Source organism: Burkholderia sp. Ac-20379 (genome assembly GCF_017104645.1).
In the GTDB taxonomy this organism is placed as follows: domain Bacteria; phylum Pseudomonadota; class Gammaproteobacteria; order Burkholderiales; family Burkholderiaceae; genus Burkholderia.
In genome coordinates, this window is the sequence record NZ_JAAGPF010000054.1 from 1 (window position 1) to 14,764 (window position 14,764).

Annotated in this window: 9 protein-coding genes; 4 read left to right on the forward strand and 5 right to left on the reverse strand. The window is 68.8% G+C overall.

What is annotated here, in order from left to right; translation table 11 throughout:
* Positions 1-1,896, forward strand: a 1,896-nt coding sequence (locus G3N92_RS10150) for a flavodoxin domain-containing protein (RefSeq protein WP_206127332.1), incomplete at its 5' end; no start/stop codon positions are given.
* Positions 1,897-1,967: 71 nt separating this feature from the next.
* Here G3N92_RS10150 and G3N92_RS10155 read toward each other — a convergent pair.
* Positions 1,968-3,959, reverse strand: a complete 1,992-nt coding sequence (locus G3N92_RS10155; protein ID WP_206127333.1) for a gamma-glutamyltransferase family protein — start codon at positions 3,957-3,959, stop codon at positions 1,968-1,970.
* 438 nt (positions 3,960-4,397) lie between these two features.
* On the opposite strand from G3N92_RS10155, the gene G3N92_RS10160 reads away from it, so the two are divergent.
* The gene (locus G3N92_RS10160) at positions 4,398-5,912 is read left to right on the forward strand and encodes an acetyl-CoA hydrolase/transferase family protein (protein WP_206127334.1); all 1,515 of its coding nucleotides are present in this window, start codon (positions 4,398-4,400) and stop codon (positions 5,910-5,912) included.
* Between the two features lie 308 nt (positions 5,913-6,220).
* Here the strand turns inward: G3N92_RS10160 and G3N92_RS10165 are convergent, their stop codons facing one another.
* Complete coding sequence (locus G3N92_RS10165; protein WP_206127335.1) at positions 6,221-6,490, reverse strand: hypothetical protein; 270 nt, start codon at positions 6,488-6,490, stop codon at positions 6,221-6,223.
* 310 nt (positions 6,491-6,800) lie between these two features.
* Here G3N92_RS10165 and G3N92_RS10170 point away from each other — a divergent pair, with 310 nt between their 5' ends.
* A complete protein-coding gene (locus G3N92_RS10170) occupies positions 6,801-8,552 on the forward strand; it encodes a cyclic peptide export ABC transporter (protein WP_206127336.1) in 1,752 nt (583 codons plus the stop codon).
* A gap of 75 nt (positions 8,553-8,627) precedes the next feature.
* On the opposite strand, the gene G3N92_RS10175 is transcribed toward G3N92_RS10170, so the two are convergent.
* Positions 8,628-9,248: a nitroreductase gene (locus tag G3N92_RS10175; protein WP_206127337.1), complete on the reverse strand. Its 621-nt coding sequence runs from the start codon at positions 9,246-9,248 to the stop codon at positions 8,628-8,630.
* A 173-nt stretch (positions 9,249-9,421) separates the two neighbouring features.
* On the opposite strand from G3N92_RS10175, the gene G3N92_RS10180 reads away from it, so the two are divergent.
* Positions 9,422-9,916, forward strand: coding sequence for a Fur family transcriptional regulator (locus tag G3N92_RS10180; RefSeq protein WP_241014701.1), 495 nt, complete (start codon positions 9,422-9,424; stop codon positions 9,914-9,916).
* Here G3N92_RS10180 and G3N92_RS10185 read toward each other — a convergent pair.
* Together G3N92_RS10185 and sbcD are read right to left on the reverse strand one after the other, a co-directional pair.
* Positions 9,913-13,368, reverse strand: a complete 3,456-nt coding sequence (locus G3N92_RS10185) for an AAA family ATPase (RefSeq protein ID WP_206127338.1) — start codon at positions 13,366-13,368, stop codon at positions 9,913-9,915. The genes G3N92_RS10180 and G3N92_RS10185 overlap by 4 nt on opposite strands.
* Positions 13,365-14,615 (reverse strand): exonuclease subunit SbcD, encoded by a 1,251-nt coding sequence (gene sbcD, locus G3N92_RS10190; RefSeq protein WP_206127339.1) that lies wholly within the window; start codon positions 14,613-14,615, stop codon positions 13,365-13,367. Before sbcD ends, G3N92_RS10185 begins: the two co-directional genes overlap by 4 nt.
* Positions 14,616-14,764 lie beyond the last annotated feature (149 nt).

The following is a 14,764-nucleotide window of genomic DNA, read 5'->3' on the forward strand; positions in this document are numbered from 1 at the left end:
TCGGCGGCCGGCGTGCGCATCGTCCACGCGCGGCCGAAGGTGGTGCTGCTGTGGGCCTCGCAGACGGGCAACATCGAATCGCTGACCGAGCTGTACGCCACGCTGCTGATGAACGCCGGCTTCGAGATCCGCGTCGCCTGCATGGCCGACGCCGCGCCGGCCGTGTTCGCGAACGCGCAGTACGCGCTGCTGATGACCAGCACGTTCGGCGACGGCGACGCGCCCGCAAAGGGCGCGGCGTTCTGGGACGCGCTGTCGGCGGCCGCCGCTCCGCGCCCCGACGGCCTGCGATTAGCCGTGCTGCTGTGCGCGTGGCAGACGGGCAACATCGAATCGCTGACCGAGCTGTACGCCACGCTGCTGATGAACGCCGGCTTCGAGACCCGCGTCGCCTGCATGGCCGCCGCCGCGCCGGCCGTGTTCGCGAACGCGCAGTCCGCGCTGCTGATGACCAGCACGTTCGGCGACGGCGACGCGCCCGACAACGGCGCGGCGTTCTGGGACGCGCTGTCGGCGGCGGGCGCGCCGCGCCTCGACGGCCTGCGCTTCGCCGTGCTTGCGTTCGGCGACCGCAACTACGACGCGTTCTGCGGCCACGGCCGCCGGCTCGACGCGCGCCTGGCCGAGCTGGGCGGCGAACGGCTGGCCGAGCGCGTCGATTGCGACGCCGAATTCCAGCCGGCCGCCGACAGTTGGCTCGAACGCACCATCGCGCGGATCAAGAGCGTGGACGCCGCGCTGCACGCGGTGCCCGACGGCGGCGCGATCCCGTCGCTGCTGCCCACCAAGGCGCGGCCGGCCGCGTCGCGGCTGGTGTCGAACCTGAAGCTGAATCAGCCGGGCGCATCGAAGGACACGCGCTACCTGTCGCTGTCGGCCGAGGGCGCGGCGCTCGAATACGAAGCCGGCGACGCGCTCGGCATCTGGCCGACCAACTGCCCGGCCGTGGTGGACGAACTGCTGACGCTGACGAAACTGTCGCCCGACACGCCGGTGGCGGTGGCGGGCGTGGGCGACGTGCGGCTGGCCGACGCGCTCGGCAAGCATCTCGACATCACGCGCCCGCATCCCGACGCGCTCGCGCTGATCGCCGAGCGCAGCCGCAACGGCGCGCTCAGGTCGCTGCTCGCCGACGAGCGTAAAGGCGACCTCAAGAACTGGCTCTGGGGCCAGCAACTGGCCGACGTGCTGCACGAATTCCCGGTGGATCTGTCGGCGGCCGATCTGGTCGGCATGCTCAAGCGGATCCAGCCGCGCCTGTATTCGATCGCGTCGAGCCCGGCCGCGCATCGCGACGAGGTGCATTTGACGGTATCGGCGGTGCGCTACAGCAACGGCCGCCGCGACCGCAAGGGCGTGGCCTCGACGTTCCTGGCCGATCGCGCGGCCGACGGCGGGGTGCCGGTGTTCGTGCAGAAATCGGCGCATTTCCGGCCGCCCGCGCACGGCGAGACGCCGATCGTGATGGTGGGCCCCGGCACCGGCATCGCGCCGTTCCGCGGCTTCCTGCACGAGCGGCGCGCGCGCGGCGCGAGCGGGCGCAACTGGCTGTTCTTCGGCGAGCAGCACGCGGCCACCGATTTCTACTATCGCGACGAACTGACGGCGATGCGCGACGACGGCTTCCTGACCGAACTCGATCTGGCGTTCTCGCGCGATCAGGAGGCGAAGGTGTACGTGCAGGACCGCATGCGCGAGCGCGGCGCCGAGCTGTGGTCGTGGCTCGAGGCCGGCGCGCATTTCTACGTGTGCGGGGATGCGTCGCGGATGGCGAAGGACGTCGATGCGGCGCTGAAATCGGTGGTGGCCGCGCATGGCGGCATGGACGAGGCGCAGGCCGGCGAGTATGTGGCGAAGATGGCGAAGGCGCGCCGCTATCTGCGCGACGTGTATTGAGCGGAAGCGGGGCGGCGCGTCGCGCGCCGCCCGCTGGATGAGGGAACGGGGGCGTCGGCCCCCGTTTTCGTTCAGCGCGTGAACGTGTCGCCGAGCACCACGCCTTCGCGGCGCGGATCGGTGCCGCCCTGCAACAGCGCGCTGCCGTTCTGCTGGATCCGCAGCACGGTGTTCACGCCGCTGGCCTGCGCCGAGGTCGAGACGGTGTGACCGAGCGCCTTCAGGCCCGCGAGCAGCGCATCGTTCGCGCCGCCGTTGCTGGTGTCGACGTTCGGATGCTCGCCGCCGACCGTGGTGGTCGGGCTGTTGCTCGCGCCGAAATCGATCAGCCCGGCCGATTGCTGCGCGTCGAGGCCCCAGTCGAGCGTGCCGATCAGCGTCTTCAGCACGTATTGCGGGATCGTGCCGCCGCCCGGCGAGCCGGTCGCCATCAGGAAATCGCCCTTCGAGCCGTCCGCCGCCATCTTGAACACGATGGTGGGCGCCATCGAGCTGCGCGGGCGCTTGCCCGGCTGCACGCGGTTCGCCACCAGCGCGCCGCCGCTGTCGGTCGGGCTGGCCGAGAAGTCGGTCAACTGGTTGTTGAGCAGGAAGCCGTGGGTCATGTGGAACGAACCCATGCTCGATTCCACCGTGGTGGTGGCGCTCAGCACGCTGCCGTCGCCGTCGACGATCGTGAACTGATTCGTGCCGTGCTCGATCAGCGTGGTGTCCACGCCGAGCGGGATCGCGCCGAGGTCGCCCGGCAGCGCCGTGCCCATGCTCTTGGCGGTGCTGATCAGGGCCGCGCGCTGCTTCAGGTACGGCTTGTTCAGCATCGTGTCGGCGCTGCCGCCGGGCAGCGGGATGAAATCGGTGTCGGCCACGTACTTGTCGCGGTCGGCGTAGGCGAGCCGCTCGGCTTCGGTGATCAGGTGCACGGCCTGCACGGCGGGCTTGCCGCCTTCGAGATCGAGCGCCGCCGGCCCCATCGATTTGAGGTCGAAGTTCTCGAGGATGCCGAGCGCCGAGGCCACCGCGATGCCGCCCGAGGACGGCGGCGGCATGCCGCACACCCAGTACGCGCCGCGATAGGTCGTGCAGATCGCGTCGCGGCGCTTGGCCTGATAGGCGGCGAGGTCGGCCAGCGTGGTCTTGCCCGGGGTGATCTTCGAGCCGTCCGCGCCGGTGGCGGTGGCGATCTTCGCGACGATGTCCTGTGCGATCGCACCCGTGTAAAGCGCGTTCGCGCCGTTCTGCGACATCTGCGTGAGCGCGTCGGCGTAGGCCGGGTTCTTCAGCACCGTGCCGAGCGCCTTCGGCGAGCCGTCCGCGTTCAGGAAGTAGGCGGCGGCCTCGGCGTCGCGCTTCAGGCTCGCGGCGTTGCCCGAGATCGCCGCGGCCAGCCGCCCGCCGATCGGGAAGCCGTTGGTGGCCAGCGAGATCGCGTCGCCGAACAGGTCGCGCCATTGCAGCTTGCCGTGGTCGCGCTGCAGCAGCTCGATCAGGCGCGGCACGCCGATCGTGCCGATCGAGCGGCCGCTGGCGCGCGCGCTCGGCACCGGGGTGGTCTGGTCGCTCGTGTCGTCGACGTAGCGCAGGTAGTTCGCCGTGGCGGCGGCCGGCGCGGTTTCGCGGCCGTCGTAGGCCTGGAGCGTCTTGGCGCGGCCGTCGTAGTAGAGCAGCACGCCGCCCGAACCGAGCCCCGTGGCTTCCGGCACCGTCAGCCCGAGCACCGCCTGCACGGCCACCGCCGCGTCCGCCGCCGAGCCGCCCTTGCGCAGCACCGCGCAGCCGGCCGCGCTCGCATAGGCGTTCGAGGTGGCGACCAGGTAGGTCTTCGAGACGATCGGCTTGAGCCCCTTGCGATAGCCCGACGCCGGCTCCGGCAGCGACGGATCGCCGGGCTGGTTCGAGCCGACCACGGAGGTCGAGCCGCTGCTGTCGATCGCGAGGCAGGTGGTGTCGGTGGAGGCGGTTTGCGACGGGGCCGGCGCGGCGGTTTCGGTGTCGCCGCCGCAGGCGCCCATCAACGCAGCAGCCAGCACGGCGGACGCGTACGGGAGAAGTTTCGGAGGGGTCATGGGTTCGCGGTAGGAAATGTCGTTGGAATGGGCGCGCGCTTCGCGGCATTCCGTGGCATTCGGCCGCGCGCGCCAATCGATCCTTACCGGAAATATTTCAATTGGCAATCGGGCAGTTTTCCGTATTCCGACATCGGATTACGGATGCGACACACTTTTCGGAGCGATTCGTCACAAAGCGGGGGGGCGAACGTGCGATGGCGCACGGTGCGCGTTTTGGCCTCGCGTTAAACGATGTTGGCCACTAAATATCGCGTGAATCCGGCAATGCAGTTTTGCAAGGCGGCTCATCTATGCGTGCAATCGGCTCTGCGATACTGCCCGCCGTGTCCTGCCCTCGGCCTGCTGCCGCAAGCCGCCAGGCCACGCGCCGCTTCCGAGACACCCCGCCGCGGCGCCGCTCGACGCGATACCAACACACCCCGTTCGAATCTCGCCATGTCCACATCCCGAATCCTCGCCGAATCCCTGCGCTCGCTGGTGCGCACCGCCGATGAAGCCGCCGCGCTGATCGCCCCGAACATGACCGTCGCCATGAGCGGCTTCACCGGCTCCGGCTACCCGAAGGCCGTGCCGGCCGCGCTGGCCACGCGCATTTCGGCCGCGCACGCGCGCGGCGAGGATTTCCGGATCAACGTGCTGACCGGCGCGTCCACCGCGCCCGAGCTCGACGGCGCGCTGGCCAAGGCCGACGGCATCTCGATGCGCCTGCCGTATCAATCGGATCCGATCCTGCGCGAGAAGATCAACGCCGGCGAACTCGATTACCAGGACATCCACCTGAGCCACGTCGCCCAATACGCGTGGTTCGGCCTGTTCGGCGAACTCGACGTGGCCGTGGTGGAAGTGGCCGGCATTCGCGAAGATGGCCTGCTGATTCCGTCGGCTTCGGTGGGCAACAACAAGACCTGGCTCGATCAGGCCAAGAAGGTGATTCTCGAAGTCAATTCGCGCCAGCCGCTCGGCCTCGACGGCATGCACGACATCTATTACGGCACCGCGCTGCCGCCGAACCGCAAGCCGATTCCGCTGGTGTCCGCCGACGATCGCATTGGGGAGCCTTACCTGCGCTGCCCGGCCGAGAAGATCATCGCGATCGTCGAAACCGACGCGCCCGACCGCAGCAACGCGTTCAACGCGCCCGACGCCGATTCGAAGCAGATCGCCGCGCACCTGCTCGATTTCCTGCGCCACGAAATCGGCCGCGGCCGCCTGCCGGCCAACCTGCTGCCGCTGCAATCGGGCGTGGGCAACATCACGAACGCCGTGCTGGCCGGGTTGGGCGAGGGCGGTTTCACGAACCTGACCGCCTATACCGAGGTGATTCAGGACGGCATGCTCGACCTGCTCGCGAACGGCACGCTGCGCTTCGCCTCGGCCACGGCGCTTTCGTTGAGCCCGGACGCCGTGAAGCGCTTCGCCGACGACATCGCGCTGTTCCGCTCGAAGATCCTGCTGCGCCCGCAGGAGATCAGCAACCACCCCGAACTCGTGCGCCGCCTCGGCTGCATCGCGATGAACGGCATGATCGAGGCGGATATCTACGGCAACGTGAATTCCACGCACGTGATGGGCACGAAGATCCAGAACGGCATCGGCGGCTCGGGCGATTTCGCGCGCAACGGTTACCTGTCGTGCTTCATGTCGGCCAGCACGGCCAAGGGCGGCACGATTTCGCGGATCGTGCCGATGGCCAGCCACGTGGACCACACCGAGCACGACGTGGGCGTGGTGGTGACCGAGCAGGGCCTGGCCGACCTGCGCGGGCTGTCGCCGCGCCAGCGCGCGCGCAAGATCATCGACACCTGCGCGCACCCGGATTTCCGCCCGATGCTGGCCGATTACTTCGAACGCGCGAGCCGCGAGAGCTTCGGCAAGCAAACGCCGCATTTGCTCGGCGAAGCGCTGTCGTGGCACGAGCGCTTCGTGCGTACCGGCACGATGAAGCCGTAACCGCAGCGAAGCACCGAGGCCACGCAACGCGAGCGGCGCAACGCCGTTCGCGAGTGGGCCGGCCTGATCGCCCGGATAAAAAAAGCCGCCGCGCAACCCGATGGTTGTGCGGCGGCTTGTGCGTTTACTCGGCGCCCGGTTCGGGCGCTTCGCTCGCGTGGCCTTCGGCGCGTTGCGCGCCGCGATATGCCGTGGCGGGACGCGCATGCCGTGCCGGCGCTCCGATCACGAACGCGCGCCGGCGCAGGGCGCCGCCGCCGCGCGAGGCCGCCGCCGTGGCCGCCGAGATGCGCCAGCCGGCGCTTGGCTCAGCGGGCCGCATGATTGGCCAGATGCTGGCGGATCAGCGCCAGATAGTGATCGCCGACCGAGTGATCGGTGGCGGCGCGGCGCGCGGGCCGCTGGATCGTGACCGGCGGGCGCATGCCGAGATAACGGCACAGTGCCGACACGTAAGGCTTACGCGTGCGCCCGAGCTGGTGGAGCGCCCGTGCGACGCGGTCGTCGCCGGCCTGGCTGCGCAGCCACGCAAGGATCTGGCGGTCGGTATCGTTGACGATTCGAACCCGATGTTCCATTGCTCACCTCGATACTGGTTATCAGTACAGTGCTGTGAATATATCCAGTATTTTGCGGCAACACAACCAGGAACAAACGGGGGCGGATGGAACTGGCCGAACGGCCTATGCGATGCGCTTCGATACCGGCGGCAATCCGTCAGAAAGCCTTGCCGTGCTTGCCGGAAGCGCGTGCGGCGCGCCCGCGCCGGTTGCCATTTCAGACATCAACCACTATCATTCGCGCGTTGCAAATAAGAATCATTATCGAAATATCTGCCGGCCGGCGCGAAGTGGCACCGGCCATCATCACGAATTCGAGGAAAGACGGATGACTCGCGACACGCGCGACACCACGCAGGCGAATTACGGCGGCACCCTGAAGCAACTGCTGAAGCCGTTCATGCCGATCACGATCGGCGCGACGCTGCTGGGCGTGGCGGGCGGCCTGTGCACCGCATGGCTGCTGTCGGTGATCAACGCCAGCCTGCACGCGCCGGGCGGCATCGGCGCGAACACCGCCTTCACGTTCGTCGCGCTGTGCGTGGCCACGCTGCTCTGCAACGCCATCGCCGGGATCGGCAACAGCGTCACGGGCCAGCGCATCATCGCCGCGCTGCGCAAGGACATTTCCGCGCGCATCGTCTGCGCGCCGGTGGCCGAACTCGAGCGCTACAAGACGCACCGCCTGCTCTCGACGCTGAACAGCGACGTGGAAACCGTCAGCGCGATGACCTTCAGCTTTCCGAGCATCGCCGTGGCGGCGGCCGTGACGGTGGGCTGCGTGGCCTACATGCTGGTGCTCTCGCCGGTGCTGTTCCTGATCGCGCTGTGCGCCATCGCGATCGGCGGCCTGATCAACCGTTACGCCAGCGGCAAGTGGAGCCATTACTACGGCGGGGTGCGCGGCGCGCAGGACGAGCTGCAGAAGCAATATCGCGCGATCACCGAGGGCGCGAAGGAATTGCGTCTGAACCGCAACCGCCGCCAGCGCGTGTTCAGCGAGCGGCTGGCCGGTGCGGCCGACGACGTGGCCGAACTGAAGATCAAGGCAATGCGCATGTATTACGGCGCGAATGCGTCGGTCACCACGCTGTTCTTCGTCGTGATCGGCCTGTTGCTGCTGTTGCAGCAGCGTCTGGGCGTGACGCCCGAAGTCGTGAGCGGTTTCGTGATCGTGCTGCTCTATGTGCGCGGCCCGGTGGATACGCTGGCCAGCAGCCTGCCGGCGCTGAGCCAGGCGCGCATTTCGTTCAAGCGCATCGCCGAGCTGTCGGCGCAATTCGCCACCCGCGAGGCGCGGCTGCTCGACGGCGCGGCGCCGGCCCCGGTGGCCGAGCTGCGCGAGATCGAACTGCGCCAGGCCTCGTGGGCGTTCCCGGCGGTCGGCGATCAGGCGCCGTTCCGGCTCGGCCCGATCGATCTGAAGATCGAACGCGGCGACATGCTGTTCGTGATTGGCGAGAACGGCAGCGGCAAGACCACGCTGATCAAGCTGCTGCTCGGGTTGTACGAGGCGGGGCAGGGCCAGTTGCTGCTGAACGGCGAGCCGGTGCAGGCCGATGGCATGGATGCCTATCGCCAGCTCTATTCGGCGGTATTCGCCGATTACCACCTGTTCGAGGATCTCGTGGTGCACGACGCGGCGCTGCTCGCGCGCGCGCAGGCCTATCTGGAGCAGCTCGAGATCGCACACAAGGTGAAGATCGAGGACGGCGTGTTCTCCACCATCGATCTGTCCACCGGCCAGCGCAAGCGGCTCGCGCTGGTGCACGCGATGCTCGAGCAGCGCCCGGTGATGATGTTCGACGAATGGGCGGCCGACCAGGATCCGACGTTCCGCCGCGTGTTCTACACGGTGTTCCTGCCGGAGCTGAAGCGCCAGGGCAAGACGCTGATCGTGGTGTCGCACGACGATCGCTATTTCCATGTGGCCGACCGCGTGATCCGTATCGAACGCGGCCAGATCATCCAGTCGTCGAAGGGTTCGGAATTCGTCTACGAGGATCGCGGCACGGCGGCCGAGCGCCTCGAAGGGATCGCGAACGGCCAGGCCAACGACCCGGCGCACGCGCACGGTTGAGCGCCCGAAAACGCCACGGCCCGCCCGAATCGTCGGGCGGGCCGTTTTCGTTGGGCAACCGGCCGAGGCCGGCTGTCAGATCGATGCGCGGCCGAGCCACTCGCGCACGTGGTTGGCGCGAGGCGGGCGCGGCGGCGGCGCGTCCTTCGACACCGGCGTGCCGACCAGCAGGAAGCCGAGCAGGCGGTCGGCCGGCTCGAAATCGAGCGCCAGCGGCAAGGCCGGATCGTAGTTGACGTCGCCGGTGATCCAGAACGCGCCGTAACCGAGCGCATGGATCGCGTTGAGCAGGTTCATGGTGGCGGCGCCGGTCGAGAGCAACTGTTCGACCTCGGGGATGAACGCGTCGTCGCGCACGGCGCAGGCCACCGCGATGATCAGCGGCGCGGCCTGGGCCGCACCGGCGTGCGCCTGCAAATCCTCCGGAGAGAGATTCGGCTCGCGGGCCAGGGCACGTTCGGCCAGCACTTCGCCCAGCTCGGCGCGGGCTTCGTCGCGGATCAGCGCGAAGCGCCACGGGCGCAGCTTCGCGTGGTCGGGCGCGCGCATCGCGGTATCGAGAATCAGCGCGAGTTGGTCGTCGCTGGGCGCGGGCTCGGTCAGCGCGTAATGCGACTGGCGCGACAGCAGCGTGTCGATCACGGCGTGGCCGGTGGTGGATGCGGATGCGTCGGCAAGGGCTTCGGTCAGGCTCATGGTGTCTTCCGTTGAACAAGATCGCATCATGATGCGCAAGTGTTGCGATTTATGCAAATGATTCTCATTCGTATTTTTGTCGGTTATCGTATCGCGAATGCAGCAGCTTCCACGCTCCGGCGGCCGCACACGCGCCGCCGGGGTTTCATCCCAGGACACTCGACGATTCGCCTATGCCGATGCCGGTACTCGAACAATTGCAGGGAGCGGGGTTGCGCGCGACGTTGCCGCGCGTCAAGGTGCTTGAATTCTTCGCGGCGGCCGGCACACGGCATCTGAGCGCGGAGGACGTGTATCGCCGGCTGATCGCGGAGAAGATCGACATCGGCCTGGCCACGGTCTACCGCGTGCTGTCGCAGTTCGTCGAGGCGGGGATCCTGACGAGCGGCACGCTCGATTCGAACCGTCATGTCTACGAACTGAACGACGGCAAGCGGCACGACCACATCATCTGCCTCAGTTGCGGCAAGGTGGACGAATTCTCCGATCCGCTGATCGACGGGCGCGAGAAGGCGGCGGCCGATGCGCTTGGCTATCTGCTGACCGGCCACCATCTCGTGCTGCACGGCTATTGCATCGATTGCCGCCCGAAGGCGCGGCTGGCGCCGGTGGCCGACCTGGCGGGCGCTCAGGGCGCTCTGGGCGCTCCGGCGAGGGAAGACGGCTAGATCACCAGCCGCGAATGCCCGATCCCGCCGCCTTTCTCCACGCGGATCTGGGTGGCGATGCGCTCCTTGAGCCCGTCGACGTGGCTGATCACGCCGATCATCTTGCCGCTCGCATTGAGCGCGTCGAGCGCATCGAGCGCGATCTCCAGCGTGTCGGCGTCGAGCGTGCCGAAGCCCTCGTCGAGGAACACCGAATCGATCGAAGTCTTGTGGCTGACCAGATCGGATAGGGCCAGCGCGAGCGCGAGGCTGACCAGGAAGCTTTCGCCGCCCGACAGCGTGCGCGTGTCGCGTGTCACGTCGGCCTGCCAGAGGTCGACGATCTCCAGTTCGAGTTCGCCGCTGGCCTTGCGCCGCAGCAGGTAGCGCGCGTGCAGGCGGTCGAGATGGCGGTTCGCCAGCATCAGCAGGTGATCGAGCGTCAGCCCCTGCGCGAATTTGCGGAACTTGTCGCCCTTGGCCGAGCCGATCAGCGCGTCGAGGTGCTGCCAGATGTCGGTGTCGCGCGCCTGCGCCTCGATCTGCGCGAACAGCGCCTGCTGGTTGCGGCGCAGCGCGTCGTCGCGGTTCAGCCGTTCGCGGTGGCCGCCCAGGTTGCCGTTCAGTTCGGCGGTTTGCTTGCCGATCGCCTCGATCCGCGCGGTCAGTTCGTCCAGCGGCACCTCCGATTGCGCGGGTTGGGCGGTCAGCGCCGTCAGTTTTTCCTGCGCCGATTGCACGAGCGTCTGCGCGGTCTGCTGCGCCTGCTCGCTGGTTTGCTTCAGCGTTTGGAGGCGCTTGCGCTCGTCGGCGGGCAGCAGCGCGGCGAGGAAGGCCGGCTGATCGTCGAACGGGCTCGCGGCCAGCGCGCTGCGCCATTGCGTCTCGGCTTCGGCGAGCGTGGCGCGCTGCTGCGTCTGCAGGCCGTCGAGTTGGCCGATGCGGCCTTCGAGTTGGCTCAGTTCGTTCGTCAGCGCATCGATGCGATTCGTGCAGGCCGACAGCGCCTGCGCGGGGTCGTCGGCGGCTGCGTCGTCGGGCAACGGCGCGTCGGCGTCGCGATGCTGCGCTTCGAGCTTGGCCAGGCGCGTTTCCCAATGCGTCAGCACCGCGGCGGCGGCTTCGCATTGCGCGCGTTGCGCCACGCGGTGCTGCGTCAGCGTCTGCAGGCGCTGCTGCGTGGTTTGCCAGGCCTGCCATTCGTCGACGCGCGCGGCCAGCCAGGCTTCGGCCTCGCCGGGCAGGCCGGCGGCGTCGAAGCCGGCCTCGACGATCGCGGCCAGCCGGGCGGCGTCGTCCTGTTCGAGCGCGGCGCGCTGCGCCTTCAGTTCCTCGCCGATTTCGGCCTGGCGTTCGCTCGTGCTCGCGATCGTCTGCTCGATGGCCGCCTGCTGCGTGCGGGCGCGGTGCCACGCCTCGATCGATTCGGCGTCGGCCTTGCGCAGGCCGTTCAGGCGTTCTTCGGCGTCCTCGATCGCGTCGAGCGTCTGCTTCAGTTGCGCCGACGCCTGATCGGCGGCCAGGCGGCCCGCTTCGAGGCGGTCGGCGTGCGCCCAGTCGTCCAGGCCGATTGCCGCGCCGTCGAGCGCGGCGGCGAATTCGCGCCACTCTCGCAGGCCCTGATCGATCTGCGCGGCAAGCCGTGTCTGGCGTGCCTGCGATTGCTGCTGCGTCGCGCGTTTGCCCGCGAGTTCGCCGTTCAATGCGTTGATCTGCTGTTCGGCCGCGCGAATCTCCGCGTTCAGTTCGCGCAAGCCGCGCGCGGTGGCCGATACGTCGATGTCGCCGTACGCGCCGATCGCCGGATGTTCGTGCGAGCCGCATAGCGGGCAGGCCTCGCCGGGCTGCAGGCGCACGCGATGCTCGCTCAGGCTGCGAATCACCTGTTCCTGTTCGAGCAGCTTCTGCTTGTCGGCGGCGTGTGCCTTGAGCTTGTCGAGCGCGGTGTTCCGCTCGGTCAAACGCGTGCCGTGAACGGCCAGATCGGCGTCGAGTTGCTTCAGTTGCGTGCCCAGCGCGTCGCGCTCGGCAGAGAGCTCGCGCAGCGTGGCCGCGCGCGTGCCGAGATCCTTCCAGGCCGTCACGCCTTGATGGGCCGCCTGCCAGCGCTGCCGCCATTCGGGCAGCGTGCGGCCGTCGAGGCGTTGTTGCTGCGCATCGTGCAGCGCGGCGATGCGCGTGGCCGAATCGGTCCGCGCCTTGTCGGCCAGCGCCACGGCTCCGGTTTGGCGCGTCAGCTTCGCGCGCTCGTCCAGGAGCTTGTGTGCGAGTTCGCCGGCGGCCTTCTCGCGCTGCCCGATGCCGGCCACGGCCTGGCTGCGATGCGCGAATTGCTGCCGCCACGCGCCGATCCGCTCGCCGAGCACGGCATGATGGCGCAGCGATGCGGCGCGTTCGTTCAACTGCTGGAGTTGGGCGTCGAGCGTGCCGAGCTTGCGTTGCGCGTCGTTGCTCGCGCGCGTGGCCAGCCGCACCGCGAGCCGGTGCTCCGTGCCGTGCCGGGCGGCGGCCGCCGTCTGGCGGGTGCGCTGTTCGGCCAGTTGCGCGACGGTTTGCCGGCACGCGGCGTCGGCCCGTTGCAGCGCTTCATGCAGCGGGCGCAGCAGTTCGGCCGGCTCGCTGGCAGCCAGCTTTGCCAGTTCGCCAGCCGCCGCGTCGAGCGCGGCGACGGCTTTCGCCAGCCCGGCCTGCGCGTGCTGCGCGGCCTGTTGCGCCGCGTTCAGGTCGACACGCCACTGGCGCTGCGCCTGCAGCGTCGTCAGTTGCTTGCCGAGCGCGTCGAGCTGCACGGCCAGCGCCGCCATCTCGCGCTGCATCGTGTCGCGTTGCGCCGCGTCGAGCAGATCCATGCCGTCGGCCTGCGCGCGCATCGTCTTGAGGATGTCGCGCGCGGCGGCGGCGCGCTCGTAGACGCGCCGCGAAATCTCGCCGTAGATCTCCGTGCCGGTCAGTTCTTCGAGCAACTCGGCGCGATCGTTCGACGGCGCGTTCAAGAACACCGCGAAGCCGCCTTGCGCCAGCAGCATCGAGCGCGTGAAGCGCGCGAAATCGAGCCGCGTGATCTCGGCCACGAGCCGCAGCTTCTCGGCGATCTGGCTGCTCAGGATCGTGCCGTCGCCTTTCGCGAGTTCCACCTTCGGCTGCTGGAGCGCGCCGTCCACCTTGTTGCGCGCGCGGTGCTGGCTCCAGAAGGCCCGGTAGACCTGGCCCTTCACCTCGAATTCGACCTCGGCCAAACAGTCGGACGTGTGGCGCGTCATGATGTCGTTGACCGACGCGGAGACCGTCTTCAGGCGCGGCGTTTCGTGATACAGCGCGAGGCAGATCGCGTCGAGCAGCGTGGATTTGCCCGCGCCGGTCGGGCCGGTGATCGCGAACAGCCCGTGGTCGGAAAACGGCGGCTTGGTGAAATCGATGAACCATTCGCCCTTCAGCGAATTGAGGTTCTTCAGGCGCAGCGTGCGGATCTTCATGCGTCGTGCTCCCCGGTGGCGGCGACGATTTCGCGGTAGCGCTCGGTCAGCGAATCGCGCAGCGCGTCGGGCAGCGCTTCCTGGCCGAGGCGGCGTGCGAACACGTCGAGCGGATCGAGTTCGTCGAGCGTGACGCCGGTTTCGGCCGTCAACTGCGCTGCCGTGTTGGCGCGTTCACGGCGGATCCGCAGCACGTCGAGCGGCAGGCCTTCCGCGAGCGCCTGGATGCGCGCGGGCAGATCGGACAGGTAATCGTCCTCGGTCACGGTCACTTCCACCCACACCGGGTGTTCGGGCGTGGCGCCTTCGGCGAGACGCGGCAGCGCATCGGCCAGCGATGTCAGGTTGCCGTTCAGCACGGCCAGCCGCCGGAATACCGGGATCGGCACGGGCGTGACCGCGCGCAGGCCGGTGTCGTCGAGTTCGACCAGCAGCATTTCCTTCTGCTGCGCTGCCTCGTCGAAACTGAGCGCGATCGGCGAGCCGCTGTAGCGGATGTGTTCGAGGCCGCCCACCTTCTGCGGACGATGGATATGGCCGAGCGCGAGGTAGTCGACGGGCGGGAACGCGGCCGTGGGGAACGCCTCCAGCGTGCCGACGTAGATCTCGCGCACCGATTCGGTGGCGCTCGCGCCGACCGTCGTCAGATGGCCGGTGGCGATCAGCGGCAGGCGGCGGCCGGTTTCCTCGTGCAGCGCGTCGCGCACGGCTTCGGCGGCGTCGTAGCAGGCCCGGTAATACGACTGGATCGACGCCATCAGTTGCTGGCGCTTCTCGTCGGCCGTCTGGCCGGCTTCGCTGAGCGTCACGTCGCGCGGGCGGATGAACGGGATCGCGCACACCACGCAGCCGGGCACGCTGCCCGCCTTGTCGTCGCCCTGGCGGCGCAGCGGCAGCACGCGCACCTGATCCTCGGGCACGTCGGCGTGCGGCACCACGGTGGCCGACAGGCGCGCGAGCAGGGCGCTGCTTTCGCGCAGCGTGGCCACCGAATCGTGATTGCCGCCGAGCAGCAGCAGCGCCACGCCGGCTTCGTGCATGCGCACCACGAGCTGGCTGTACAGCTCGCGCGCGTAGCTGGGCGGCGTGCCCGTGTCGAAGATGTCGCCGGCGATCACGACGGCGTCGATGGCCAGATCCTGAACGCGCAGCATGAGCCAGTCGATCAGCGCCTGGTGTTCGGCTTGACGGCTTTTGCCCATGAAGCTCTGGCCCAGATGCCAATCGGAAGTGTGGAGGAGACGCATGACGATGAGTGAGGGCGGGGCGCCGGCGGTGCGGGCGGCGGTGGGCCGCCGTGGGATGGCGCGTGGGCGAAAGCGCCTAGTATAAAGCGCCGCGTTCGATGCCGAGACACGATGGGGACGGATGGCTGGGCGCCTGCGCGGGCGATGCG

What these genes read in the sequence shown, in the direction of transcription:
- G3N92_RS10155 (WP_206127333.1), bottom strand. Translation starts at nt 3,959, where the DNA reads ATGACCCCTCCGAAACTTCTCCCGTACGCGTCCGCCGTGCTGGCTGCT.
- G3N92_RS10160 (WP_206127334.1), top strand. Translation starts at nt 4,398, where the DNA reads ATGTCCACATCCCGAATCCTCGCCGAATCCCTGCGCTCGCTGGTGCGC.
- G3N92_RS10165 (WP_206127335.1), bottom strand. Translation starts at nt 6,490, where the DNA reads ATGGAACATCGGGTTCGAATCGTCAACGATACCGACCGCCAGATCCTT.
- G3N92_RS10170 (WP_206127336.1), top strand. Translation starts at nt 6,801, where the DNA reads ATGACTCGCGACACGCGCGACACCACGCAGGCGAATTACGGCGGCACC.
- G3N92_RS10175 (WP_206127337.1), bottom strand. Translation starts at nt 9,248, where the DNA reads ATGAGCCTGACCGAAGCCCTTGCCGACGCATCCGCATCCACCACCGGC.
- G3N92_RS10180 (WP_241014701.1), top strand. Translation starts at nt 9,422, where the DNA reads ATGCCGATGCCGGTACTCGAACAATTGCAGGGAGCGGGGTTGCGCGCG.
- G3N92_RS10185 (WP_206127338.1), bottom strand. Translation starts at nt 13,368, where the DNA reads ATGAAGATCCGCACGCTGCGCCTGAAGAACCTCAATTCGCTGAAGGGC.
- sbcD (WP_206127339.1), bottom strand. Translation starts at nt 14,615, where the DNA reads ATGCGTCTCCTCCACACTTCCGATTGGCATCTGGGCCAGAGCTTCATG.